This is a genomic window from Nitratireductor soli, assembly GCF_001050155.1.
GTDB classification, from domain to species: Bacteria; Pseudomonadota; Alphaproteobacteria; order Rhizobiales; family Rhizobiaceae; genus Nitratireductor; species Nitratireductor soli.
Genome location: NZ_LFVY01000001.1, coordinates 111,887 through 136,703 on the forward strand (window position 1 = coordinate 111,887; position 24,817 = coordinate 136,703).

General features: G+C 64.8%; 26 protein-coding genes and 1 tRNA gene. 13 read left to right on the plus strand and 14 right to left on the minus strand.

The genetic code is table 11. From position 1 onward, the window contains the following. Positions 1-101: 101 nt before the first annotated feature. The 11 genes from AB843_RS00550 to AB843_RS00600 form a co-directional block, all read right to left on the minus strand. On the minus strand, positions 102-1,427 hold the full coding sequence (locus AB843_RS00550) for a S41 family peptidase (RefSeq protein WP_048644838.1): 1,326 nt from the start codon (positions 1,425-1,427) through the stop codon (positions 102-104). Further along, complete coding sequence (locus tag AB843_RS00555) at positions 1,417-2,736, minus strand: murein hydrolase activator EnvC family protein (RefSeq protein WP_425286786.1); 1,320 nt, start codon at positions 2,734-2,736, stop codon at positions 1,417-1,419. Before AB843_RS00555 ends, AB843_RS00550 begins: the two co-directional genes overlap by 11 nt. A gap of 189 nt (positions 2,737-2,925) precedes the next feature. Continuing rightward, entirely contained in the window at positions 2,926-3,408 is a 483-nt protein-coding gene (rlmH, locus tag AB843_RS00560; protein WP_048644839.1) for a 23S rRNA (pseudouridine(1915)-N(3))-methyltransferase RlmH, read from the minus strand. A gap of 160 nt (positions 3,409-3,568) precedes the next feature. Beyond that, positions 3,569-3,943: a ribosome silencing factor gene (gene rsfS, locus AB843_RS00565; RefSeq protein ID WP_048644840.1), complete on the minus strand. Its 375-nt coding sequence runs from the start codon at positions 3,941-3,943 to the stop codon at positions 3,569-3,571. 162 nt (positions 3,944-4,105) lie between these two features. Continuing rightward, positions 4,106-4,699 (minus strand): nicotinate-nucleotide adenylyltransferase, encoded by a 594-nt coding sequence (locus AB843_RS00570; protein WP_048645168.1) that lies wholly within the window; start codon positions 4,697-4,699, stop codon positions 4,106-4,108. Positions 4,700-4,763: 64 nt separating this feature from the next. Further along, positions 4,764-6,050: a glutamate-5-semialdehyde dehydrogenase gene (locus AB843_RS00575; RefSeq protein WP_048644841.1), complete on the minus strand. Its 1,287-nt coding sequence runs from the start codon at positions 6,048-6,050 to the stop codon at positions 4,764-4,766. Beyond that, positions 6,051-7,205 carry a glutamate 5-kinase gene (proB, locus tag AB843_RS00580; RefSeq protein WP_048644842.1) on the minus strand — a complete coding sequence of 385 codons (1,155 nt, stop codon included), beginning with the start codon at positions 7,203-7,205 and terminating at the stop codon, positions 6,051-6,053. Positions 7,206-7,212: 7 nt separating this feature from the next. Next, positions 7,213-8,250, minus strand: a complete 1,038-nt coding sequence (gene obgE, locus AB843_RS00585) for a GTPase ObgE (RefSeq protein ID WP_048644843.1) — start codon at positions 8,248-8,250, stop codon at positions 7,213-7,215. A gap of 158 nt (positions 8,251-8,408) precedes the next feature. Continuing rightward, complete coding sequence (locus AB843_RS00590; RefSeq protein ID WP_048644844.1) at positions 8,409-8,996, minus strand: GNAT family N-acetyltransferase; 588 nt, start codon at positions 8,994-8,996, stop codon at positions 8,409-8,411. A gap of 122 nt (positions 8,997-9,118) precedes the next feature. Then, positions 9,119-9,388 (minus strand): 50S ribosomal protein L27, encoded by a 270-nt coding sequence (gene rpmA, locus AB843_RS00595; RefSeq protein ID WP_048644845.1) that lies wholly within the window; start codon positions 9,386-9,388, stop codon positions 9,119-9,121. A gap of 182 nt (positions 9,389-9,570) precedes the next feature. Next, positions 9,571-10,242, minus strand: a complete 672-nt coding sequence (locus AB843_RS00600; protein WP_048644846.1) for a 50S ribosomal protein L21 — start codon at positions 10,240-10,242, stop codon at positions 9,571-9,573. A 250-nt stretch (positions 10,243-10,492) separates the two neighbouring features. Here AB843_RS00600 and AB843_RS00605 point away from each other — a divergent pair. The 7 genes from AB843_RS00605 to AB843_RS00635 all read left to right on the plus strand — a co-directional run bounded on the left by AB843_RS00605 (position 10,493) and on the right by AB843_RS00635 (position 16,002). After that, positions 10,493-10,582, plus strand: a tRNA-Ser gene (locus tag AB843_RS00605). Positions 10,583-10,739: 157 nt separating this feature from the next. Next, on the plus strand, positions 10,740-11,501 hold the full coding sequence (locus AB843_RS00610) for an SDR family oxidoreductase (protein ID WP_048644847.1): 762 nt from the start codon (positions 10,740-10,742) through the stop codon (positions 11,499-11,501). A 218-nt stretch (positions 11,502-11,719) separates the two neighbouring features. Further along, positions 11,720-12,301, plus strand: a complete 582-nt coding sequence (locus AB843_RS00615) for a TetR/AcrR family transcriptional regulator (RefSeq protein WP_048644848.1) — start codon at positions 11,720-11,722, stop codon at positions 12,299-12,301. A gap of 13 nt (positions 12,302-12,314) precedes the next feature. Beyond that, positions 12,315-12,608: a YciI family protein gene (locus AB843_RS00620; RefSeq protein WP_048644849.1), complete on the plus strand. Its 294-nt coding sequence runs from the start codon at positions 12,315-12,317 to the stop codon at positions 12,606-12,608. Between the two features lie 304 nt (positions 12,609-12,912). After that, entirely contained in the window at positions 12,913-13,539 is a 627-nt protein-coding gene (locus AB843_RS00625; protein WP_048644850.1) for a LysE family translocator, read from the plus strand. A gap of 76 nt (positions 13,540-13,615) precedes the next feature. Then, a complete protein-coding gene (locus AB843_RS00630) occupies positions 13,616-14,281 on the plus strand; it encodes an ArsR/SmtB family transcription factor (RefSeq protein ID WP_048644851.1) in 666 nt (221 codons plus the stop codon). 326 nt (positions 14,282-14,607) lie between these two features. Beyond that, complete coding sequence (locus tag AB843_RS00635) at positions 14,608-16,002, plus strand: MFS transporter (protein ID WP_048644852.1); 1,395 nt, start codon at positions 14,608-14,610, stop codon at positions 16,000-16,002. 146 nt (positions 16,003-16,148) lie between these two features. On the opposite strand, the gene AB843_RS00640 is transcribed toward AB843_RS00635, so the two are convergent. After that, entirely contained in the window at positions 16,149-17,075 is a 927-nt protein-coding gene (locus tag AB843_RS00640; RefSeq protein ID WP_048644853.1) for a LysR family transcriptional regulator, read from the minus strand. A 55-nt stretch (positions 17,076-17,130) separates the two neighbouring features. Here AB843_RS00640 and AB843_RS00645 point away from each other — a divergent pair, with 55 nt between their 5' ends. Further along, complete coding sequence (locus AB843_RS00645) at positions 17,131-17,850, plus strand: DUF2306 domain-containing protein (RefSeq protein ID WP_157384396.1); 720 nt, start codon at positions 17,131-17,133, stop codon at positions 17,848-17,850. Between the two features lie 71 nt (positions 17,851-17,921). Then, complete coding sequence (locus AB843_RS00650) at positions 17,922-18,362, plus strand: ester cyclase (protein ID WP_048644854.1); 441 nt, start codon at positions 17,922-17,924, stop codon at positions 18,360-18,362. An 18-nt stretch (positions 18,363-18,380) separates the two neighbouring features. Here AB843_RS00650 and AB843_RS00655 read toward each other — a convergent pair whose 3' ends face one another. Then, positions 18,381-19,355 carry an LLM class flavin-dependent oxidoreductase gene (locus tag AB843_RS00655; RefSeq protein ID WP_157384397.1) on the minus strand — a complete coding sequence of 325 codons (975 nt, stop codon included), beginning with the start codon at positions 19,353-19,355 and terminating at the stop codon, positions 18,381-18,383. A 433-nt stretch (positions 19,356-19,788) separates the two neighbouring features. Between AB843_RS00655 and AB843_RS00660 the strand changes: the two genes are divergently transcribed. The 4 genes from AB843_RS00660 to AB843_RS25395 all read left to right on the plus strand — a co-directional run bounded on the left by AB843_RS00660 (position 19,789) and on the right by AB843_RS25395 (position 23,256). Continuing rightward, positions 19,789-20,565, plus strand: coding sequence for an enoyl-CoA hydratase/isomerase family protein (locus tag AB843_RS00660; RefSeq protein WP_048645170.1), 777 nt, complete (start codon positions 19,789-19,791; stop codon positions 20,563-20,565). An 83-nt stretch (positions 20,566-20,648) separates the two neighbouring features. Continuing rightward, positions 20,649-21,356 carry a CoA transferase subunit A gene (locus tag AB843_RS00665; RefSeq protein ID WP_206412765.1) on the plus strand — a complete coding sequence of 236 codons (708 nt, stop codon included), beginning with the start codon at positions 20,649-20,651 and terminating at the stop codon, positions 21,354-21,356. Next, the gene (locus tag AB843_RS00670; RefSeq protein WP_048644857.1) at positions 21,353-22,015 is read left to right on the plus strand and encodes a 3-oxoacid CoA-transferase subunit B; all 663 of its coding nucleotides are present in this window, start codon (positions 21,353-21,355) and stop codon (positions 22,013-22,015) included. The genes AB843_RS00665 and AB843_RS00670 overlap by 4 nt, the downstream gene beginning before the upstream one ends. Positions 22,016-22,083: 68 nt before the next feature. Beyond that, positions 22,084-23,256: an ABC transporter ATP-binding protein gene (locus tag AB843_RS25395; protein WP_082143579.1), complete on the plus strand. Its 1,173-nt coding sequence runs from the start codon at positions 22,084-22,086 to the stop codon at positions 23,254-23,256. A gap of 102 nt (positions 23,257-23,358) precedes the next feature. Here AB843_RS25395 and AB843_RS00680 read toward each other — a convergent pair whose 3' ends face one another. Continuing rightward, positions 23,359-24,723: an MmgE/PrpD family protein gene (locus AB843_RS00680; protein ID WP_048644858.1), complete on the minus strand. Its 1,365-nt coding sequence runs from the start codon at positions 24,721-24,723 to the stop codon at positions 23,359-23,361. Positions 24,724-24,817: the final 94 nt, after the last annotated feature.

Here is a 24,817-nt window from a genome sequence, read left to right on the forward strand (position 1 = left end):
CTTGACGGTCCAACCCGAGACGATCGCGGGGATCACCAATCTGAAGTGGTGCTGTGTCGCCGCGATGTCGCCGCCGGTAAAAAACCGGCGGCGCATCACTCTTACTGGTTCATGACCGCCTTGTCAGGATTTGGCGGGAAGGCAGGGTCGGTTTTCTGACCGCGCAGCAGCTCGAGGGCGGCGATGAGCTGCATGTCGTCCTTGGCTTCCGGCGGGACATAGGCGATGGAGCCGGAGCCCTCGTCGTTTTCTTCCTCGCCCTTGATGTGGCCGCGCAGGTCGGATTCGCCACGGCGCAGGTCGCGGCCCTGGAGTTCCTCGGGAAGCGGCTGGTCGACCTTGATGTCGGGCGTGATGCCCTTGCCCTGGATCGATTCGCCCGACGGCGTGTAGTAGAGCGCCGTGGTCAGCCGCAGCGCGCCGCTCTCGCCGAGCGGAATGATCGTCTGGACGGAGCCCTTGCCGAAGGACTGGGTGCCAAGCACGGTGGCGCGGCGATGGTCCTGCAGCGCGCCGGCGACGATCTCCGAAGCGCTGGCCGAACCGCCGTTGATCAGCACGATCACCGGCTTGCCGTTGATCACGTCGCCGGGACGCGAATCGAAGCGGGCGATGTCGTTGGCCTCGCGACCGCGCGTCGAGACGATCTCGCCACGGTCAAGGAAGGCGTCCGAAACGTTGACCGCCTGGTCGAGAAGACCGCCCGGGTTCAGGCGCAGATCGAGCACATAGCCCTTCAACTTGTCGTCGGGCACGTCGTTGCTGATCGAATCGATGGCGTTGATGAGGTCGTCGAAGGTCTTCTCGGTGAAGGAGGTGATCTTCAGGTAGCCGACATCCTCCTCGACGCGGTACTTGACCGCCTTCACCTTGATGATGTCGCGGACGATGGTGATTTCGATTGGCTTGTCGGCGCCTTCGCGCAGGACGGTCAGCTCGATCGGTGTGTTGACCAGGCCGCGCATCTTCTCCACGGCGTCGTTGAGCGACATGCCGCGTACTTCCTCGCCGTCGATCTTGGCAATCAGGTCGCCGGACAGGACACCGGCGCGGGCGGCGGGCGTGTCGTCGATGGGGGCGACGACCTTGACCAGCTCGTTTTCCATCGTCACTTCGATGCCGAGCCCGCCGAACTCGCCCTTGGTCTGCACCCGCATGTCCTTGGCGGCTTCCGCGTTCAGATAGGACGAATGCGGATCGAGCGAGGTCAGCATGCCGTTGATGGCGCTCTCGACGAGTTTCTGGTCGTCGGGCGGCGTGACATACTGGGCGCGGACGCGCTCGAAAATATCGCCGAAGATGGCGAGCTGACGATAAGTCTCGGAGCCGGCGGCGTTTGCCGAAAAGCCGTTGGTCCCATGCACAAGCGTGACCGCAGACGCACCCATGAGAGCGCCGGCAAACAATAGCGACAAGTTACGTTTCATTTCCTGTCCTTCCAGAGTGTCCCGGCGCCCACCAGGGATTTGGATCGATCGGCTTCCCGTTCTTCCTGAATTCCACATAGAGTTCCGGCGCGGCGGTCTCGCTCGCCGGTCCGGCAATGCTGGCAAGGCGGGTGTCGCCCATCAGTCCAATCGGTTCGCCCGCCAATACGGAATGTCCAAGCGATACGCTCACCTTCTGCATTCCCGCAAGCACGATATGATAACCGTCGCCGGCATTCAGTATCAATAGCTGACCGTATGAGCGGAAGGCTCCAGCATAGAGCACCGTCGCCCCCGCAGGTGCGGTTACGATTGCGCCGGATTGTGTCCTTACAATGTCGCCTTTGAGCCGGGCGCCGGTGTCGTCGTCATCGCCGTAGCGCGCGGCGAACTGGCCTGCAACCGGCAACGCAATACCGCCCACGCGCTTGCCGAACGCCGAGGCCGCACCGAGCCGGTGCTCGGGCGAAGCCGGCTCACTGGCGCGGCGGCGGCGCTCTTCCTCTGCCTCGCGCAGCGAGGTGATGTCGGTTTCCAGGGAAGCGATCAGCTCCTGCAGGCTGCCGGCGCGCGCGGCCAGCGCCTCGGCCTGCCCGCGCTCGCCGGCCATGCGCTCCTCGGCTTCCGCCTGCAGGCGCTTCTTTTCATCGAGAAGCAGGCTCAGGCGCTTCTTTTCCTCCACCTGGTCGGCGACGGTCTTCTGCAGTTTGTCGCGTTCTGTTTCGATCGATGTGACGATGCGGGAGAGGTCCTTCAAATCGCCCAGCAGGGTCTCCGTCTCGCTGCGCAATTCCGGTACCACGGCGCCGAGCAGGATGGCGCTGCGCACGGAGGCGAGCGCGTCCTCGGGGCGCACCAGGATCGCCGGTGGCGGATTGAGACCCATGCGCTGGAGAGCGCCCAGCACCTCGGCCAGGACGCCGCGCCGGGCCTGCAGCGATTCGTGCAGATAGCCCTCCTCGCGGCGCAGGCTGGTCAGGCGCAGGGAAATCGCGTCGATGTCCTCGCTCAGCTTGCGCTCGGTCTTGGCCGCCTGGATCAGCGCGGCCGTCAGGGCGGCGTTGTCGTCCTTGATGGCAATGATCTCAGCGTCGATCTCGGCCAGCCGCTTTTCGGTCAGGACGATCTCGCGGCTGATGTCCTGGTACTCGGCCTGGGACTTGTCGTGCCGGGTTTCGAGAACGCCGATGCCGTCCTGGGCCGGTGACGGGGAGAACAGGGCGAACGAGATGAGCGCGGCGAGCGCCACCGCCCGCAACCTCGGGCCGTGGATCGAACCGTGCATGCGCGGTGCGGGCACCATTCTCATCCGTAATCTGCCATGCTCATTCTGCGAGGAAACCTCATCGGCGGGGGAATCCTTATCACAGCAGACTACGCAATGCTTCGTTAAGGAAACATCAACCATCAAAGGCAGGATATGCAATTTATGGTTGCATTCTGCCTGATGTCAATGCATCCGGGCAGATGTCAGGCGACATGATGGCGCGGGTTGACGTCACGCCCGGTGATAGGGGTGCCCGGAGAGGATCGTCGCGGCGCGGTAGAGCTGCTCGGCGAGCATGACGCGCACCATCTGATGCGGCCAGGTCTGGGCGCCGAAGGCGATGGTCCGCTCGGCGGTTTTCCTGAACAGGGGATCGTGGCCGTCCGGCCCGCCAATGACGATTGTCAGGTGGCGGCGTCCCTGGTCGCGCAGATCGGCCAGCTCCCGGCTGAAATCTTCCGAAGTCAGATTGCGGCCACGCTCGTCGAGCAGGAACAGGGCCGCGCCCTCCGCCTGCATGTCGGCGATCTTGCGGCTTTCCTCGCGTCGGCGCTCATCCGTGCTCTTGGCACGGCTCTCGGCAAGTTCGCCGACGCCCGAGAACTCAAGGCCGACGGCCGGCCCGCTTTTGGCGAACCGATCGAAATAGCGATCCGCCAAATCCCTCTCGGGGCCGGCTTTCATCCGGCCCACGGCGCAGATTCCTATACGCATTCCTGCCTCGCTGCCCGCACGGGCGGAGACGGTTCAGCATCCTGACCGCCAGACCGGTTCAGCGTTTCATGGAAACGTTGAACCGGTCTATTTCTTTGTTTTTCCGCATTTATGCGGACGTCAGGTGGTCCCACCTGACCGCAAAATGCTCTAGGGCGGGTCAGTGAACCGTTTCATCCTCCAGATCGGGGGCCTGCCACATCTTCTCGATGTTGTAGAACTCCCTGACCTCGGGGCGGAAGACATGGACGATGATGTCGCCCGAATCGATCAACACCCAGTCGGCGCCCGAGAGCCCTTCGACGCGCGCCGCGCCGAGGCCGGCCTCCTTGAGCGCACGGATCAGGTGATCGGCAACCGCCGCGACATGGCGATGCGACCGGCCCGACGCCACGATCATGTGGTCGGCAAGGGGGGACTTACCCTGGATGTCGATGGAGACGATGTTTTCCGCCTTGGAGTCCTCGAGACTCGCGATGGCTGTTTCAACGGCTTGGGAGACCAGGTTTTTGCTGGCGCCCGCCGGCGAAGGCATGATGGCAGCCTTCTTCGTCAGTGCTGTTCTCAGTGTCTTTCCTTTCCAATAAGAACAAGCTCACCATGCAGTTGTCGCTGCATAGTACTTGTTAGATAGGCAGAGTCTCCTAACAGTTTCAAGACGCAGGCCGATCACATGTTTGGGTCAGCTCCGCGCGTGTCATGCGCCGCCTTCGGAAGCATTGCGGATTGCCGTTGACGAGAGGGAGGAGCGTGGCCCGTGTATGAAGGTCCAGGCTGGCGGCTTGCGGCGCGCCAGGATCGGCGCGTCATCCTCGTCGATGCGTGCGTGATCGAAGGTCTTGGTCATGGTCGAGGAGAGGAATGCCAGGGTGTCGCCGGGGCGGTCGATGACGGCGATCGGGATCGATCGGGCGATCTCCTGCCAACGCTCCCAGCGGTGGAAGTCGCGCAGGCTGTCGGCTCCCATGATCCAGACGAAATCGACGCCGCGGTTGCGGCTGCGCACCAACCTGATCGTGTCGGCGGTATAGCGGATGCGGTGCCCGGCCTCGAACGCGGTGACCTTGATGCGCGGATCCTCGGCGCATTCCCGCGAAAGCGTCAGGCGGCGCGCCAGAGGCATCAGCTCCCGGCTGCTCTTCAGTGGATTGCCGGGCGTGACGATCCACCACAATTGATCGAGCTTGAGCCGCCGCAGGGCGATCTCGGCCACCAGCGCATGGCCGCCATGCGGCGGGTTGAACGACCCGCCGAACAGGCCGACCGCCATGCCCTTTTCCGCATGGGGCATGCGCAGATAGCGCGCGGGCACGGCGGGGGGCGCGAATGCGTTCGACATCAAAGGATACGCTGTCTCACGGCCGGGTCTGGCCGGTGCCGCGGACGCGATATTTGAACGAGGTGAGCTGTTCGACGCCGACCGGCCCGCGCGCGTGCATCTTGCCGGTGGCGATGCCGATCTCGGCGCCCATGCCGAACTCGCCGCCATCGGCGAACTGCGTCGAGGCATTGTGCAGCAGGATGGCCGAATCGATCTCGTTGAAGAAGCGCTCGACCGCCGCCGCGTCCTCGGCGACGATGGCCTCCGTGTGGTGCGACGACCAGGTTTCGATGTGGCTGATCGCCCCGGAGACGCCGTCGACCAGTTTCACCGAAATGATCGCGTCGAGATATTCGGTGCGCCAATCCTCTTCCGTTGCAGGCCCGGCGCCCGTGAAGCGGGCGCAAACCTCCGCATCGCCGCGGATTTCGCAGCCGGCCCCGGCGAGCGCGTCGAGCACCGGCGCCAGCAGGCGGTCGGCCGCCGCGCGGTCGACCAGCAGGGTTTCGGCCGCGCCGCAGATGCCGGTGCGGCGCATCTTGGCGTTGACGGCGATCGCCACCGCCATGTCCAGGTCGGCGGAGCGGTCGAGATAAAGATGGCAGATGCCTTCCAGATGGGCGAAGACCGGCACCCGCGCATCGTTCTGCACACGCTCGACCAGGCTGCGCCCGCCGCGCGGCACGATGACGTCGAGATTGCCGGAAAGCCCCTTCAGCATTTCGCCGACCGCGGCGCGGTCGGTCACCGGAACGCGCTGGATGGCGTCGGCCGGCAGGCCGGCTTTCTCGAGCCCCTCGACCAGGCAGGCATGGATGGCGGCCGACGATTGCGCCGAATCCGAGCCGCCGCGCAGGATGACGGCGTTGCCGGCCTTGAGACACAGGGCGCCGGCATCGGCGGTGACATTCGGCCGGCTTTCATAGATGACGCCGATGACGCCGAGCGGCGTGCGGACGCGCTCGATGCGCAGGCCGTTGGGCCTGTCCCATGCGGCGAGAATGTCGCCGACCGGATCGTCGAGCGCGGCGATGGCGCGGATGCCATCCGCCATGGCGGCGATGCGTGCCGGATCGAGCTTCAGGCGGTCGAGAAGGGCGGCCGAAAGGCCTGCCTGCCTGCCATTGTCCATGTCGCGCTCATTGGCGGCGAGGATGGCGTTCTGGTTTGCCAGAAGCGCATCGGCCATGGCCGACAGGGCGGCGTCCTTCTGCGCGGCGGTGGCGATGGACAACGGCCCGGCGGCGGCGCGCGCGCGCCGGCCAAGATCGTTCATCAGCGCGGCGATATCGGTGCCGTCCTGCCGGGTGATCGTCAACATTTATCCCTCCGCCCCTTCTGCCTGGGCCTGGCGCGCCGCGGGCGTCAGCACCAGGTCGTCGCGATGGACCATCGCCGCGCGCGCCTCGTAGCCGAGCACAGCGGCGATGTCGCCAGTCTTCAACCCGGCAATTCTTACGGCATCGGCCGCATCGTAGGCAACCAGCCCGCGTGCCGCCTCGCGGCCGTCCGGCCCGAGGATCGCCACCGTGTCGCCGCGGGCGAAATTGCCCGTTACCCGCTTCACGCCGGCCGGCAGCAGCGATTTCCCAGCGGCCAGCGCCCGCACTGCGCCGTCGTCGACGCTGATCGTGCCGGCCGGTTCCAACTGGCCGGCGATCCACGTCTTGTAGGCGCGCACCGGCGTCTTGCTTGGCTGAAACAGCGTGGCGTGGGCGCCCTGGTCGATGGCGGCCAGCGGGTTGAGCCTGGTGCCCGAGGCGATGATCATCGCCGTGCCGGCGGCGGTGGCGATGCGGCCGGCGTCGAGCTTGGTGCGCATGCCGCCGCGCGACAGTTCGGAGGCCGCAGCGCCGGCCATCGCCTCAATCTCCGGCGTGATGGCCTCGACGACGGGAATGAGGCGGGCGTCGGGATTGCTGGCCGGCGGGGCCGTGTAGAGACCATCGACATCCGACAGGAGAACGAGCAGGTCGGCGCCGAGCATGGTGGCGATGCGGGCGGCCAGGCGGTCATTGTCGCCATAGCGGATTTCGCTGGTGGCCACCGTGTCGTTCTCGTTGATGACCGGGACGACGTCCATCTTCAGCAGGGTGGAGATGGTGGCGCGCACGTTGAGATAGCGGCGGCGCTCCTCTGTGTCGCCGAGCGTCACCAGAACCTGGCCGGATTTGAGGTCGCGCCGGCGCAGCTCCTCGTCCCAGGCGCCGGCAAGGGCGATCTGCCCGACCGATGCGGCGGCCTGGCTTTCCTCGAGGCGCAGCGTGCGCCGCTCGATGCCCAAAATGGTGCGGCCGAGCGCGATGGCGCCGGACGAGACCACCAGCACCTCGACGCCCTTGGCGCGCAACGCGGCGATGTCGTCGGCAAGGGCGGCAAGCCAGGCGCGCTTCAGGCCGGTCTTGCGGTCGACCAGAAGGGCGGAACCGATCTTTACGGTGATGCGACGATGCGAGGCGAACAGGGGATGGGACATGGGAAGCCTATTTCTGCCAGCGCTCGTCGATCGTCTCTTTGGCCTGCTCCTCGCGGCGCTCATCCTCGATGACACGCATCAGGGCGCGCAGCACGTCTTGCACGCCTTCGCCGGTGGCCGACGAGAGCAGCAGCGGCTGGCGGCCGGCGGCCTTGGCCAGTGCCGCCTGCTTCTCGGCGCGCGTCTCTTCATCGAGCAGATCGACCTGGCTCAGCGCCAGGACCTCATCCTTCTCCACCAGTCCGTGGCCATAGGCGGCGAGCTCGGCGCGCACGGTCTCATAGGCCACGGCCGGGTCGTCCTCGCGGGCCGATACCAGATGCAGAAGCACCCGCGTCCGCTCGACATGGCCGAGGAACCGGTCGCCGATGCCGACGCCCAGATGCGCCCCTTCGATCAGGCCCGGAATGTCGGCCATGACGAATTCGCGCGCATCGACGCGCACGACGCCGAGATTGGGATGCAGCGTGGTGAAGGGATAGTCGGCGATCTTCGGCTTGGCCGCCGTCACCGCCGCCAGGAAGGTCGACTTGCCGGCATTGGGCAGGCCGACCACGCCGGAATCGGCGATCAGCTTCAGGCGCAGCCAGATCCAGGCTTCCTCGCCGGGCAGGCCGGGATTGGCGCGGCGCGGGGCGCGGTTGGTCGAGGACTTGAAATGCTGGTTGCCGAACCCGCCATTGCCGCCGGAGGCGATGCGAAAGCGCTGGCCGATTTCGGTCAGGTCACAGATCAGCGTCTCGTTGTCTTCCTCGAAAACCTGCGTGCCGACCGGTACCTTCAGCACCTTGTCCGCACCCTTGGCGCCGGTGCGGGTGCGGCCCATGCCGTGCGTGCCGGTATCGGCCTTGAAATGCTGCTGGTAGCGATAGTCGATCAGCGTGTTGAGCCCGTCGACGGCCTCCACCCAGACATCGCCGCCGCGCCCGCCATCGCCGCCGTCCGGCCCGCCGAACTCGATGAATTTCTCGCGGCGGAACGAAACCGCACCGGCGCCGCCGTCGCCGGAGCGGATGTACACCTTGGCCTGATCGAGAAATTTCATGGCGATGATCGTCTTTCTTATCTTTGCGCCAATCGTCTACAGCATCGCGCGGGGAAGTGCGAGAGCGGGCCGGCGCATGGCGGCCCGCTCTATCTCTTTGTTTTTTGCATTTGTGCGGACGTCAGGTGGTTCCACCTGACTGCAAAATGCTCTCTTGCTCATGCGCCCCAGCTTCGCAGGCTGACCCAGGTCTTGCGGTCGAGGTGGTAGCGCTCCACAGGGACCTTGCCGGCGACCAGCGAATCCATCATGCCCTGGCCGGCATACTGGAAACCGCATTTGTGGATGACGCGCCGCGATGCGGTGTTGGTGACGCGGCACGAGACGTTCAGCCGTTCGATGTCGGTGGCGCGAAAGGCCAGATCGACCAGGGCATGCGCCGCCTCGGTGGCGTAGCCGCGACCCCAATAGGGCTCGCCGATCCAATAGCCCATCTCCAGGCCCTGGGCGCGGCTGTCCATGCCGGCGCAACCGATGAAGGCGCCGCTTTCGGAGAGCGTGATGGCATAGGTGCAGCCATCCATGACGCCCGTGCGCACGCGGGTGAGGAAGGAATCCGCGTCGGTGACGCGATAGGGATGCGGCATCCGTCCCAGCATCTCGGCAAGACGCCGATTGTTGGCGAGTTCGACCAGCTCCGTCACATCGTCCTCGCGCGGGCCGCGCAGCACCAGGCGCTCGGTGACCAGGACGGGGCAGTCGATCCTTATACTCTCACTCTCAACCTCTTCACTTTCGGCAACCATCTTTCTTTCCTCCGGACAAAATTAAAGGGGAGATGGCGACCCATCTCCCCTTTCGAACCTTTTCCGGACTGTCCAGACACCGGTCCCCGAGATGGGTCGCCGGTGTTGGTGAAGCGGACCGGCTACTCCGCTGCTTCCGTAATCGGGTTTACCGACACGTAGGTTCGGCCATTGGCTTTCTTGGCAAACGTGACGGCGCCCTGCTCAAGGGCGAAAAGCGTATGGTCCTTGCCCATGCCGACATTGACGCCGGGATGCCACTTGGTGCCGCGTTGACGGATGATGATGTTGCCGGCCAGCACTTTCTCGCCGCCGAATTTCTTCACGCCAAGGCGCTTGGATTCCGAATCGCGACCGTTGCGCGACGAACCGCCAGCTTTTTTGTGTGCCATCTTGCTACTCCTTCGCGCCCAGACGAGCGCCCGTATTCCTAATGCGCTGTCGCGCGTTCTTTTTCAACCCGCTTGCGCGGTCTAGACCGGTTCACCGTCTCATGGAAACGCTGAACCGCTCTACCTCATTACCCTGCGCAATTCCAGACGGGAAACCGGTTCCCATTTTCCCTGGAGTTGCTCTACTTCGCCAGTTCCTTGGCCTGCTCGCGCCAATCGGTGATCTGGTCGGCGCTGAACGGCATGGCTTCGTCGATCCTGACAATATCCTTGTCGGTCAGCTTGGCCACCTGGGCGAAGGTGGTGATGCCCTGCTCGGCGAGCTGGCCGGCGGCCACCGGGCCGATGCCCTTGATCTTGGTCAGATCGTCGGGCTCGCCCTTGGGCGCGGTGAACAGCGGTGCGGCCACTGCCGGCGCATCCGCCTTCACTTCCGCCTTCTTCGGCGCGGCGTCCTTCTTGGCCGGCTTGTCGTCCTTCACCGGCTTGTCTTCCGCCTTGGCGGCCGGCTTGGCTGCAGCCTTCTTCGAAGGCTTGGCGCCGCCCGTCAGGATCTCGGAGATGCGCACCGTGGTCAGCAGTTGGCGATGACCGCGCTTGCGGCGCGAATTCTGGCGGCGGCGCTTCTTGAAGGCGATGACCTTCTTGCCGCGGCCCTGCTCGACAACTTCGGCGGCCACGCTGGCGCCATCGACAAGCGGGGCGCCAAAGGTGACTTCCGCGCCCTGGCCAACCGCCAGGACGTCTGCAAACTGAATGATCTCGCCGGGCTCGCCAGCGATAAGCTCGACCTGGAGCAGGTCGTCGGCGGCAACGCGGTACTGCTTGCCACCGGTTTTGATGACTGCGAACATCTTTTAGCCTTTCAGTGTCCGGTCCGGCTTTGGCGCGCCAAAGGGGCGGCCTGCCGTCTTTTTGTCAGTCTTTACGGGTTAATGTACGAGCGGCACGAAGACTTTCCCATGCCGCAAGTCGCGTGTGCATAATGGAAGGTGCGGTGAAGGTCAAGTCGCGGGCCGACATTGACGCAGATTGGCCCTTGTAACGAAAGCCCTCACCGGCTATCTAGTGCGCCGCGCCGGCACCGGCGTGCCAGCATCTCGCGGAGAGGTGGCTGAGTGGTTGAAAGCACCGCACTCGAAATGCGGCATACTCGCAAGGGTATCGGGGGTTCGAATCCCTCCCTCTCCGCCAAGGCCGCTCCCCCGGGATCAGGTGCCAGCCAGTTGCATCTGCTCCCTGCCACCCCGCCAGTGACGGCATGAAGCCGGTAGCGGCGAACCCCTTCGTGCCGGCAAGGGAGAAGAGATCGCGATAGGAATCGACCATCTTTGAACTCCAAGGTTCAGTCATGGACAATCTTAGAAACAAGGTGGTGGTGATCACGGGGGCCGGGCGTGGCCTGGGTGCAGCATTTGCATTGGCTTTCGCCGATGCCGGATGTCGGCTTGTTGTTTGTGGCCGCCGCGCATCGGACCTTCAGGCGATCTCCAAGCTGATAACCGAACGCTCCGAGCACAGCCCCGATATCGTGACGCTCGATCTGTCCGACACAATCAGCGTGACACAGGCTGTCGAGCAGATCCATACGCGCCATGCGCATGTCGATATCCTGATCAACAATGGTGCCATGTGGCTTGAAGCAAGCGCCGAGCCTTATGCGAATGCCGCTGTACTGGGCGTGATTAACGCCGCAGTTTCAGGAACATTTCTGTTCACGCAGGGTCTCAACCGGATGTTGGAGCGTTCGGAGGCGCCCGATGTGGTCACCATAGGCTCGGTAAGCGGCCTGCCCAACGCCGCCCTGCAATCGGTATCCGTGCCATTTTACGCCGCCAAGCGTGCACAAGTCGCCTTGGCCGACGGGTTGCGGCAGACATTTGCTGGCACAAAGATGCGCTCAATCCTGGTGAACCCGCCCTACCTTGATGACGCCCGGCCGGATCAAGCTGACTGGCATGAAGCCGGCCAGCGACAAAAAGGCCAGCGTGCAACAAGCCGCGACGTGGTTGAAGCTGTCATGTTCGCGGTTGCAAGGCCGCGCCATATTTCGCTGACGATTGACCTCGACGCAGATGATGGCGGCATGTTTCCGCGACATCCGGGCGTGTAAATCACGGCGCGCCTTGGGGCCTGGAACCAACCGATCCGCGCATCCGTGGCCGGATCGAGACGATCTTCAGGACATGGAAACCAAGCTACGGCCTTGGCAGGTCTTCTATGCGAGACTGAAGGGCGAGGTTGCGGGCTGAGCAGTCATCTCATACACGGGTGTTGACTAATTAGGACGCTTGTCCTAATTTTGCCAAACCCTGACAACGGCGCTCGCTCATGCCCGCATCATCAACCCGCAACCTCATCGTCGAAACGGCGGATGACCTTTTCTACGAAGGCGGATTCGAGGCCACTTCCTTCGCTCACATCGCGGCGGCCGTGGGCATTTCGCGCGGGAATTTCTATCATCACTTCAAAACCAAGGACGACATGCTTGATGCCGTGATCGCCCGCCGTGTGAAGCGGACGCACGCGATGCTCGACGGCTGGCAGGCCGATGGCGACGGCCCGCGCGAGCGCATCCTGTCCTTCGTCCATATGCTGGTCGCCAATCGGGCGAAGATCATGGCCTTTGGCTGTCCGGTCGGCACACTTTGCTGCGAACTCGCCAAGCTCGATCACGTCGCGCAGGACCGCGCGGCCGAAATCTTCGGATTGTTCCGCGATTGGCTGACCGGGCAGTTTCAAGCGCTTGGTGCGGGCGACCGGGCCGAGGCGCTGGCGCTGCATCTTCTTGTCCGGTCGCAGGGGGTCGCTGTCATGGCTACCGCTTTCCGCGACGATTCTTTCATCCGCAGCGAGGTGGCTGGAATCGAACACTGGCTTACGACCTTGCCGGACATTTCCCCATCCCGCTGAACAAGGAGCGCCGATGTTCGTCACCTTCCTGAAGTTTGCGGAGAACCGTGCCGCCGCGCCCGAGTTTATGGCGGCGCACAATGAATGGATCGCGCAGGGCTTTGCCGATGGTGTGTTCCTTTGCATCGGCTCGCTCCAGCCTGCCGCCGGGGGCGCCATCCTCGCCCATGGGGAAAACCGCGCCGATCACGATGCACGCATCGCCGCTGACCCTTTCGTTGTGGAGGGGATCGTGACGGCCGGAACCCACGAGATCGAGCCCAAGCGCACCGTTGCCGCGCTGGATTTTCTGAAAACGGCGACATGACAGAGCAGACGTGGGGCCCGCCACCTGCCGATGATTGCCGCGCAATTCCGGCGTCCCGGAATGCGCGCCATAGCGCACTCCGATGCCGATGCTTGGCGATCTTATCCGGCCGCTTGCCGCGGCAGCGTAGAAGCGGTCGCTATTCGCCCGATTGTGGACATTTGCACCGACCCTTGGAAACTTCCGCTGCGCGCCCTTTCCCGACATTGACGCCTGGACGGGGATCTCCGATCCCGGCATGGCTCCATATTGCCAACCCAATGGATCTATGCCTTCATCGGAAAAATCGGGGAGGACCTACAGGATGATCGACCAGGCTACGCTGATTACCTATATGGTCATCGTCCTGGGCTTCGTGTTTATCCCCGGACCTGCGACGTTGCTAACGGTCGCCCGTGCCACCACCTCCGGAGCAAGGGTCGGCATCGCGACCGGAGCCGGCATAACGGCGGGCGACATCATCCACACAATCTTCGCGGTTGTGGGAATCTCGGCAATCATCGCCACCTCCGCGGTGCTGTTCAGCATCGTCAAATATCTCGGGGCCGCGTATCTTGTTTACCTTGGAATCAAGGCAATCCTCGAGAAAGCACCGTCGTCCCTGGGCCAAGGCCGAACACCCATCACTGCGCTCCAAGCCTTCCGGCAGGCCATTCTGGCGGAAGTGTTGAATCCCAAAACTGCACTATTCTTCCTGGCGTTTCTTCCGCAATTCGTTCGGCCGGAAAATGGCTATGTGCTTGCGCAACTCACCATTCTTGGTGTGCTGTTTGCGTTCATCGGGTTCTTCAGCACAATTGTCTTTGCAGTCAGCGCCGGCGGACTGGGGAACTTTCTGCGCCGCAACCCGGCTGTGCTGAGATGGCAGGGAAAGGTGGTCGGCAGCATCTACTGCGCTCTCGGCATTCGATTGGCGCTGCAGGAACGCTGACGCCTCGACGACCGGCACGGATCGGACAACATTCAATCGATTGCTTGATCGATTTGATCATGTTACGGTTTCGCCGATGACGAACTCTGACGCCCGTTTGCAGCTTTTCTCCCAATTGGCCGACATCGCCCGCGTTCTCGGGCATGCGCATCGCCTCACCTTGCTGGAGCATATCGCGCAAGGCGAACGGCCCGTGGAGCGGCTTGCCGAACTGGCGGGCCTCACCGTCGCCAACACGTCGCAGCATCTCCAGCATTTGCGGCGGGCCGGTTTCGTAGACACCCGCCGGGATGGCAAACGGGTGCTTTATCGCCTCGGCGCAGGCCCGGTCGAAGACGTGCTGGCGTCCTTGCGCAATTACGCCGAATACACGCGTGCGGAGGTCCGCGAACTGATCGCCGATCCGGCCAATGCCGGGGGGCGGCACGCTTCGATTTCCCGCGAGGAATTGCTCGACCGCCTCGCCTCGGGCGACGTGACGCTCCTCGATGTGCGTTCAGCGGAAGAATTCGCCCTCGGGCATCTGCCCGGGGCGCTGAATATCCCGGCCGGGGAACTGGAGCAACGGCTTGCCGAACTGCCCCCGGGCCAGGAGGTCGTCGCCTATTGCCGGGGACCATATTGCGTGCTGTCCACCACCGCCGCCGCGCTTCTGGAAGACAAGGGCTTCCATGTGCGCCGGCTCGCCGCTGGCTTCCCGGACTGGAAAGCCGCTGGGCTTCAGGTCGAAACGCCCGCCTGATTCTCTCTTCGCGCGTTCACGTTCTGGCTCTGCGCACGCGGCTGTCGCCGTGCAGATGGTTTTCATGAATCGGCGATGCGCTGGAAGGACGCCGGCTACAGGATCGGCCCGAAAATCGGCATCGATTTTCGGAAAGCACGATGTGTAGATTCAAAGAGATAGAGCGCCTTTATGCGTCCGAATGGACGCATGGCGCTCTAACAGGCGATTGGGCGCCGCTCGGTAAAACCGTTCCATGTGGATATCGCCTGGTCTGCGCCGGCTTGACTGCGGTCATATATAATGTCATTCAATTGATTGATAGAATGAAATAAGGATATGGCGCAATGACGTCTTACGAAGCCGCTGGCGGCCGCCTGCGATCCCCGACCCGGCTTGCCTTCCCGGTCCTGGCCATCGTTCAAGCGACGCTGATCTTCACCATCGCCCTGATCATGATCCCGCTGCCGAAGATCGCCGGCGAGTTCGCTTTGTCCGATTCCCGCGTCCTCCTGCTGCAGGTCGCCTACGGCCTGCCTTTCAGCGGGTTGCTCCTGTTTGGCGGCCGGCTTACGGACCGGTACGCCGCCCGGACGATGTTCGTGGTCGGCCTGGTTCTGTTCGGACTGGCGTCGCTGGTTGCGGCGCTGGCCTCTCGTTACGAGGAACTCCTGGCGATGCGCTTTCTGCAAGGCGTCGCGGGCGCGCTGATCGCTCCCGCCGCGCTCGGCATGGTCCGCTCTCTCTACCCCGACATGGCGGCCTTTGGTCGGGCCATGGCGGTCTGGGGCGGCGTCTCGGTGCTTGGCGCAGTGCTCGGCTTCATATCGTCCGGCATGATCACGAGCGTCGTCGACTGGCGCTGGATGTTCGCTGTTCCGATTGCCGTGTCGCTTGTCGGGCTGGCGGCCGCCGCGACGATGCTGCCGCCGGCGCGTCCGCGTGTCGATGCGAAGCGGCCAGGCCTCGATCCCCTGGGCGCCCTCTTGGCCACCGCAGGCATCGTCCTTGCGAGCTTCGGGCTGATTGCCAGCCATGAGGCGGGCTGGCGCTCGCCGGAGGTCTATGGACCGCTGGCTGCCGGAGTGGCGCTGCTCCTCCTGTTCCTGTTCACGGAACGCCGCATCCGCGATCCCCTTCTGCCGCCGGCATTCCTTCTCGACCGGATGCGGCTCCTGGGGCTTGTCGGCATGATGCTTGCCGCAGCCGGGTCGCTGCTGATCGAATTCATCCTGCTTGTCTATCTTCAGGACGTGCGCGGCTGGACGCCTTTCCAGACGGCGGTGTCGTTCCTGCCTTTTGCCGTCGCTCTGATCGGCGTGAACTTTCTGGCAGCGACCGTCGTCGCGCGGTTCGGGGCGCGGGTCACGACAGCTGCGGGTTTTCTCATCGGCGCCGCGGGGTTGGCGTGGCTTGCCCTGCTCGAGCGAAACGCCGACTATCTCGCCGTGCTGCTGCCGGGGCAGGTCTTGCTGGCCGGCGGCATGTCGCTCATCTTCTCCGGCGCGGCCGTCCTGTCGATGGACAATGTTCCCCCGCAACAGATGGGACTTGCCGGCGGCGTGATGAACACGGCGATGGAACTCGGCCCGACGATCGGCTTTGCCGCTCTGATGGCGGTGGCGGCCACCCGCGCGGGGACCGTCGAGGGTTATGCCTGGGCGCTCGGAACAGCGGCGGCGGCCTACCTTGCAAGCGCCGTTCTGGCCCTCGTCGTGGCACGGCGCGGATCGTCGGCATAGAGCGGCAACCGCGCTTGGTTTCATCCGGCACGGTCTGCCTACAGCGTCCTTTGCGCGTCTTATCAGACGCGCAAAGGACGCTGTAGCACCTTGAAATGATGCATGTTCGTTGTCATTCAAATGGATCCATTTGAATGCGACATGCATTAGGGCAAGCCTGAGCCCCTGCCGGCCGGTTTCCCGTGCCCGCCGATGAAATCGATGAAGGCCGAGACCAGGTGGTCGAACACCGCGCCGACCTTGGCCACGGATCTGAGATCCTCGTGCGCGACGATCCAGGTGTCCATCGACGTCACCACAGTGTCGGGGAAAAGGCGCCGAAGCCCCGGATCCCCGGAGCCGATGGGAACCTGCATGACGGTGATGCCAAGCCCCGCCCGCACCGCCGCAATGCGCGCCGGGTGGCAATCCGTGCGCAAGGCATAGCGCGCCGGGCGCAGGTCGGGCACGGCGGCATTGCCGAGCCGCAGATCGACGGCCGAGCGATCGGGCCCGAGAATATCGTGTCCGGCCAGGTCGGCCATCGTCTCAGGCCAGCCGCGGCGTTCCAGATAGTCGATGCTGGCAAAGAAGCCGAGCGGTATGGTTCCGACCTTGCGGGCGATCAGGGCATCCTGCCCGGGCGCGAAGGTGCGCACGGCGATGTCGACCTCCTGGGCGAGAAGATCGGCCGGCTTGTTGGTCACGAAGAGTTCGACGGTCAGGCGGGGATGCTTCCGCCGCAACGGGACGAGCATCGGCGGAATCACCTCGATCCCCATCGTCTCGGAAACGCTGACGCGGACCGTGCCGGCGATCTCGCCCGGCGCAGCCGTGGCCGCGCGAACGAAGACATCCGAGGCAAGCGACATGGCGCGCGCCGGCTCGACCAGGGCGCGCGCGCTTTCGGTCGGGGTCAGGCCATTGACCGAGCGGCTGAACAGCCTCGTGTCGAGCGCCTCCTCGAGCGCGGCGATCCAGCCGCGAATGGTCGGTTGCGACACGCCGAGCCGCCGGGCCGCGCCCGACAGGCTGCCTTCCTCGATGACGGCCAGGAAGGCGCGCTGATGATCCCAGGAAATGAGGTTGCTCATAAAAAGGATACTAGCAGATGGAAGAATTCCGACAATTTCTTTTGAGGTAAGGGCGATGCAGGATGGTCTGGAACAAAGCCAGCAGCCGGGATTCCAGAGCGAGACCATGACCGCCGCCACCGAACCTTCCGACCAACGACCGCCACGCGCGGCAAGCCGCCATCTCGGATGGGGCTTGATTGCAATCGCGGCGATCGCCATCGGCCTTTACGCCGTGCCGCCCTATGCGACCTTCGATCCGCTCTGGAGCCGAATTCCGCTCAATGCGGCTTTCACCGCGCACATGCTGTGGCTGTCCGTTCACGCCGTTCCGAGCGGGCTTGCCCTGATCATCGGCCCGTTCCAGTTCATGCCGGCCATACGCACCCGCTGGCCGAAGGCGCATCGCCTCGCCGGGAAGGTCTATCTTTGCTGCGTCGTCCTGGGCAGCATCGCCGCCATCGCTTCCACGATCATGACCACGGCGGGCTTTGCCGCCCAGGTCGGTTTCAGTTTGCTCATCATGGGCTGGCTCCTTTCGGCCTGGCACGCCTATCGCGCCGCCCGCCAGCGCCGTTTCGCCGATCACCGCATCTGGATGATCCGCAACTACGCGCTGACCTTCGCCGCCGTGCTTTTGCGGGTCTTTCTGGTCGCCGGCATGGGCGTGCGGCAGTTGGTGCCGTCGATCCCGTTCGACCAGCTCTACACCTCCAGCCTGTGGAGCGCGATCTTCGTGTCCGCGCTCGTTGCCGAGTGGTTCATCGTCACGCGCGCCAGGCCGAAGGCGCGCTGAGCGCCCGGCGCGCCATGCATGCGTTGAAAGACCACGTTCGAGATGAAGATTGTCATTGCAAAGGATAAGACATGCCGTTGAACCGAGATGAACTGATTGCCCGTCTGATCAGGGCTGGCGAACTTGAAGTCTCCGGCGAAGATCAGGCCGAGACCGATACATATTTCAACACTGACGCGTTTCGTTTCCACGGCCCCGATGGATTCGAGACGGATTATGCCGGGCTCACCGACTATTTTCGGTCGTTGCGCGCCGCATTCGCCGATCGCTCGATCCGGCGCGGCATCATCATCGCGGAAGGCGGTCATCTTGCCTGCCAGACCTGGATCGAGGGGACATTCGTCGACGAATTCACCATGTCTCCGGCGGGGTCGCTGCCGCCCAACGGGCAGCGCATCGTCATGGACCTGATCAACATCTTCCGCTTTGACGACGATGGGCGGCTGGTGGAGGAGTGGGTGCGAACAGACTACAGGAGCTTTCTGCGCCAACTGGGAGCACCGGGGCGCTAGGGTGTTTCGGTCCTGACCCTAAGCGGCGCGGACCAGTTCGACCGTGCGCGCCAGCCTTTCGAGCTGGATGGCGGGGTCGTACATGGGATGCAGGACCAGTTCGTCGATCCCCTGGTCGAGCATCCTGCGATAGGTTTCGGCGCATTCCTCGGCGGAACCGAACACGGCGACGCGCTCGGCCATCGAACCGGCGTCGTAGACGGGGTTGTCCTTGAAGCCTTTGGACAGGACCTCCTGCACGCGCCGGTGCGCCACGTCGCGGTCGGGATCGACGGCGGTGTAGACATTGACCGAGATGGTGAACGACGCGCGATCACGGCCCGTCGCCGCCAGTTCGTCATCGAGGATCGCCAGTTCCTCGTTGCGCTGCTCATGCGGAATCATCGCCGCGCCGGTCCAGCCATCGGCGATCGCCACGGCGCGGCGCAGCGCCTTCTCGTTGCGCGCGCCGATGAGGATCGGCGGTCCGGGGCGCTGGATCGGCTTGGGCTGCGAGCGGATGCCGCTGAAGGCGTAGATCTCGCCCTGATAGCTGGCCTCCTCCTCGCCCCAGAGCGCGCGCATGACGCCGATGCCCTCGATCAGCCGCGGCACGGGCCGGTCGGTCTGGATGCCGAGCGCGGCCAGGCGCGGGCGGTGATAGGCGTTGCCGACGCCGAGCCCGACGGTGAGCCGGCCGCTGGAGAGCTGGTCGATGGTCGCCAGTTCGCGGGCCAGCACCGCGGGGTTGCGATAGCCGGAAAACAGCACCGAGATGCCGAGCCGCATCCGCTTTGAGACGGCCGCCGCATAGGAGAGCTGGTGCAGCGGATCGAGGGAGAAATTCCGGTCGTTGAGCGTGTCCTGCACCCACAGGCCGGCGAAACCGAGCTCGTCGGCCTGCCGGATGAAGGCGGCGAAGTTGGCCGGGTCCGCCCGCAGGCCGACCGAGAATGCCGGCCGCCGCGCCGGCATGGCCGATTTCCCGGTCGTTTCAGGTGAAATCTCCGCCATCTGGTTGTCCTTCATCGGTCATTTGGCAAGCACGCATGTCCACTCCGCCGCAAGGCGAACCGCTTCACCTTTCGAGCCATGCGAACGGAGTGGGAGGATGCGGTTCCGGACGCCGGCTGTCCTGCGGAAAGACAGGAGGGTCGCTGCGCGTCAATTGACCGATGGCGACGGCGCACCGTCAAGCGAGTTAAGCGAACGGGCGATTGAGCAATGCTCAAACAACAGGCGGAAAGAACGGGCGATCTGTTGCCGCGTGCGGTTTCGGCTGATCGACCGAAACTCAAGCGGCACCCTGGAAGGCGGAGCCGAAGCGGCGGCAGAGGGTGAGAAAAAATCAATCGGTTGCCCGGTTTAGTCGTTTGACCCTCATGCGGTCCGTTTCTACCCTTCGGCCAGGATCGGGAATTGCGACAGCGTTGATAAGGGTTTGAAGGTGGGTTCAGTACAGTTCTCGGTGACGGGCAATGTCGCGACGGTGACGCTTGACCGTCCTGATGCGATGAATGCGATCGACCCGGAAACAGAGATCGCGCTGCTTGACTGCTGGCGGCGCATCGACGGCGACGGCGATATTCGCGCGGCGGTCCTGACCGGCGCGGGCGCAAAGGCCTTTTCGGCCGGCGCCGACCTGAAGAAGACGATGCCGCCCGCCGAAAGTTACGCCGCCAAGGCTTTCGGTCCGGGCGACCACAGTTTCGTTTCCGGCCTGGCCACCGACAAGCCGCTGATCTGCGCGATCAACGGCTATGCGCTGGGCGGCGGCCTGGAGCTGGCGCTGGCCTGCGACATCCGCCTCGCCGCGCCGCATGCGCGGTTCGGCCTGCCGGAAGTGAGGGTGGGCACCATTCCCGGCGCCGGCGGAACCCAGCGCCTGCCGCGCATGGTGGGCGCCAGCGACGCCATGCTGATGCTCCTGACCGGCGATATGATCGACGCTGCCGAGGCCTTGCGCCTCGGCCTCATCAGCCGCATCGTGCCCGCCGAAGACCTCGTTGCCGAGGCGCAGGCGCTGGCCCGGCGGATCGCCGACAACGCGCCGCTTTCGGTGCGGGCGATCAAGCGTCTGGTCAAGGAAGGCGGCGCGCTGCCGCTCGACGAGGCAATGCGCCTGGAGCGCCTGGTCTGGGGGCTGCTGCGCGACACGGATGATCGAATCGAGGGACGGCGGGCGTTTCAGGAGAAGCGCGCGCCGCATTATGTCGGCCGGTAGCATGCATTCCATGGAATGGCCGCGCCCCATCCCTGAATGCGTTGCAAATGCCGGCCCGGCCGGAGGAGACGTGAAGCGGAATGATCGACAAGCAAGTGAAGGATATCGCCGAAGCGCTGTCGGGCATCGCCAACGGGGCGTCCGTCCTGGTCGGCGGCTTCGGCGCCGTCGGGCAGCCGAACGCCCTGCTCGACGCCCTGGGAGATTCGGGGCTGACGGATCTCACCGTGATCGCCAACAATGCCGGGTTCGAGCCGGACATCGGTCTTGGACGGCTGATCGGCAAGGGCTGCGTCAGGAAGATGATCTGCAGCTTCCCGCGCGGCTCGTCGACCTTCGACGCGGCGTACAAGGCGGGCCGGATCGAGCTCGAAGTGGTTCCGCAGGGAACGCTGGCCGAGCGCATTCGGGCGGGCGGCGCCGGCGTTCCGGCGTTCTACACGCCGGCCGCCGTCGGCACGCAGCTGGCCGAGGGCCGCGAGACACGGGTGATCGACGGGCGCGAATATCTGCTCGAATATGCCCTGACCGCCGACATCGCCCTCGTCGAAGCGTGGCGGGCCGATCGCTGGGGCAATCTCACCTATCGCGGCAGCGGGCGAAACTTCAATCCGATCATGGCCATGGCGGGCCGGCTGACGATCGTCCAGGCGCAGCACATCGTGCCGCTCGGCGCCATCCGGCCGGACGATGTCGTCACCCAGGGGCTGTTCGTCAATCGCGTCGTGCATGTGCCGGGCGGCGATCCGCCCGTCTCGCGGGTCGCAACGGCCGAAGGAGGCGCGAAATGACCGCCGGCAACGCCAAGCCCTATCGCAGCCGGAACAAGAACGAAATCGCCCGGCGCGCGGCGGCCGATATTCCCGAAGGCTGGTACGTCAATCTCGGCATCGGGCTGCCGACGCTCGTCGCCGACCACATACCGCCCGACCGCGAAGTGGTGCTGCACTCGGAAAACGGCATTCTCGGCATGGGGCCCGTGCCGACCGCCGAGGAAGTCGACCCGTGGCTGATCAATGCCGGCAAGGAGAATGTGACGCTGGTGGAGGGCGCATCGCTGTTTCATCATGCCGACAGTTTCGCCATGATCCGCGGCGGCCATCTCGATCTGTGTGTGCTCGGCGCCTATGAGGTGGCGCAGAACGGCGATCTCGCCAACTGGACAACCTCGTTCAACGACCGCGTGCCGGCCGTCGGAGGGGCGATGGACCTGTCGGTCGGCGCGCGCAATGTGTGGGTGATGACGTCGCACACGACGAAGGACGGACAGCCGAAGCTGGTGGAGCGCTGCAACTATCCCTTGACGGCATCGAGCGCGGTGACGCGCATCTACACCGATCTTGCCGTACTGGATGTGTCGCCGACAGGCTTTCTGGTCATCGACATGGTCGAGGGACTGACCCGCGAGATGCTGCAGGGCCTCACCGCCGCGCCGCTGCGTTACGCGTGACAGGACGGTGCGACGGAGCCGGCTCCGATTTCACGCCAGGGCCGGGACAAGAGCGAAGGGGAAGGGGAATGAGTGAAGCTTCGACATCGACGTTGGAGGTGAGCGGCCTGAGCAAGATCTTCGTCATGAGCGAGGACGGCATCGCCGGCGGCATTCGCGAGGCGAGTTTCTCCCTCAAGCCGGGGACGTTCTTCACCCTTCTGGGGCCGAGCGGCTGCGGCAAGACGACGACGCTGCGCTGCATCGCCGGCCTGGAGCGGCCCGACAGGGGCACGATCCGCCTGGGCGACCAGGTGCTGTTCGACGGCGCGAGCGGCGTGACGGTTCCGCTGAACCGGCGCAACATCGGCATGGTCTTCCAGTCCTATGCGATCTGGCCGCATATGACCGTCTTCGAGAATGTCGCCTTTCCGCTGCGGGTGTCGAAGGACCGCAAGTACAGCAAGGCCGAAACCACCGGCATGGTCGACGATGCGCTCAGGCGTGTCGGGCTGGACGGTTTTCAGACGCGCTCGTCGACGCGGCTTTCGGGCGGCCAGCAGCAGCGCGTCGCGCTGGCCCGGGCCATCGTCCGCCAGCCCAAATTGCTGCTTCTCGACGAGCCTCTGTCCAATCTTGATGCGACCCTGCGCGATGAGATGCGCACCGAGCTGAAGCGGCTGCAGCAGCAGGTCGGCATCACGACCATCTATGTCACGCACGACCAGACCGAGGCGCTGGAAATGTCCGACCTGGTGGCGGTCATCGACAAGGGCAATGTGGTGCAGATGGGGCCGCCGCGCGAAATCTACGGCCGGCCGAAAAGCGCTTTCGTCGCCGGCTTCGTCGGGGCGACGAATCTGGTGCGCGGCAAGGTCACGCGCCCGCTCAACGGCAAGGGCCTGGGTGCGGTGGTGCTCGAGGGCGGCGAGGAAATCGCTTGCGCCTTTCAGGAGATGCTGCCCGCCGGAGAGGACATCGCCGTGTCGATCCGCCCCGAATCGATGGATCTCCAGCCGCTCGGCGCACCGGCGCGCGACGGCTTCAACCGCCTGAAGGGGACCGTCACGCTGAGCGGTTTCCTCGGCAATATGATCCGCTACAATGTGAAGGTCGGCGGGCGCACGTTCCAGATCAACATGGAGCCGGAAACGGCGTTCGAGATCGGCTCCGACGTGTTTCTCGAATTCCCCGGCAGCGCGGCGCTCGGCGTGCCCTGGGGGATTTCGGGCAGCCAGAAGGCCGCGGTGGCGCACACATAGAGGCGGGTTGCAGTCAGGTGGAATTACCTGACGCCCGCGTAAATGCAGAAAAACAAAGAGATAGACCGGTTTTGAGTGGGGGCGCTGACGCCCCCAAGCCCATCAAGCATTCAAATCCGCGATGCTGCCCACATTCTGCAGGTGCAGGAGCTGGTCGAACAGGCGGCGCGCCTTCGCCTCGTCGAGACGGCCATGCGTGCAGGCGGCGAATTTGGTCCACAGCTCCTCCTCGCTCATGCGCCGGGTCCAGTGTCCGCGCGCATAGGATACGCTCGGGCTCTCAAGAACGGTTCCATCCTTCAGATGAATGCGGATGCCGCCGCTGTAGCCCAGATTGGGCTGGGTGTCGGCGGGGATCGTCTTGTCGACCGCCGGCGCGATGACCTTCATCAGCGCCTGCACGTCGGGGCGGCTGTGGAAGGTCTCACTCAGCTCGGCGAATGTCCCCCGGCGGGCGATGATCGCGCCGGCCACGGCGAGCGTGATGCTGTGGCTCGGCACGAAGTTGATGGTCGACGGCGATTTCGAGACGACCGCATATTGCGCTTCGCTGATCAGCACCTCGACCCGCTCCACCGCCTCGGGCGAAACGTCATGTTCCCTGACCAGGTCGAGCGTGCCGTCGATGGCGCGCTGGTTCATGTTGCCGAAGGGATATTGCTTGATGTTGATGCCGATCGTCTCGAGGCGCCAGGCGCTGCCGAGATCGGCGATCGGCGTGTCGAGATCGACCGCGCCCTTCGGCGACAACGCGACCAGCATGCCGCGTCCGGGGCGCTCGAGCCCGTCCTCGGGCGCCGTCATGCCGGCCTTGGCCAACCGCGCCGCCATGACGCCGGCCGCCGCGCCCCGACCGACCTGGAACGGCCCGACATCGGTATCGAAGCTGGCGGTGATGCCGCCCGGCATGGCGGCGGCGATGCCGATCGCCCGGAGCGTGGTTTCCGCGTCGTGGCCGTGCAGGTTGCAGACGGCGATGGAGGCCGCCGTGGCGCCGAAGGCGGCCGTCGCGTGCCATCCCTTGCCGGCGTAGGAATCGGGATCGCGCTCGGCCAGGCGCGCCCAGGCCTCATAGCCCGCCGCATAGGCGCGCACCACATCGCGCCCCGACGCGCCGAAGGCTTCGGCCTCGGCGAACAGGGCCGGCATGAGGATCGTGCTGGTGTGGGTTCCGGTGAAGGCGACGTCGTCATAGACGACGCTGGTCGTGGTGACCGAGTTGACGAGCGTCGCATCGACCGCCGATGCACGCTCGTCGCCAAGGAAGATGCGGGCCTCGCCCGTCTTGCCGCGCGTGCCGACGCTGTCGAGCGTGAGCTTTGAGACGGGCGTGCCGATCCCCGACATCATGACGCCGACCGTGTCGGTGATGCCGGTGTTGATCGCCTCGACCGCCAGGCCGGGAATGTCGTCGAACTTCAGTTGCGCGGCGAACGCGGCGAGCGTGCGGGAGATGGGTGCGGGCATCGGGCTGTTTCCTCTCTCGATAGAATTCCTTGTGTACCTGGCAGGGCCGGGCGAAACCGCCATGACCGGCGCACGGATGCCTCCGCGCCGCCGG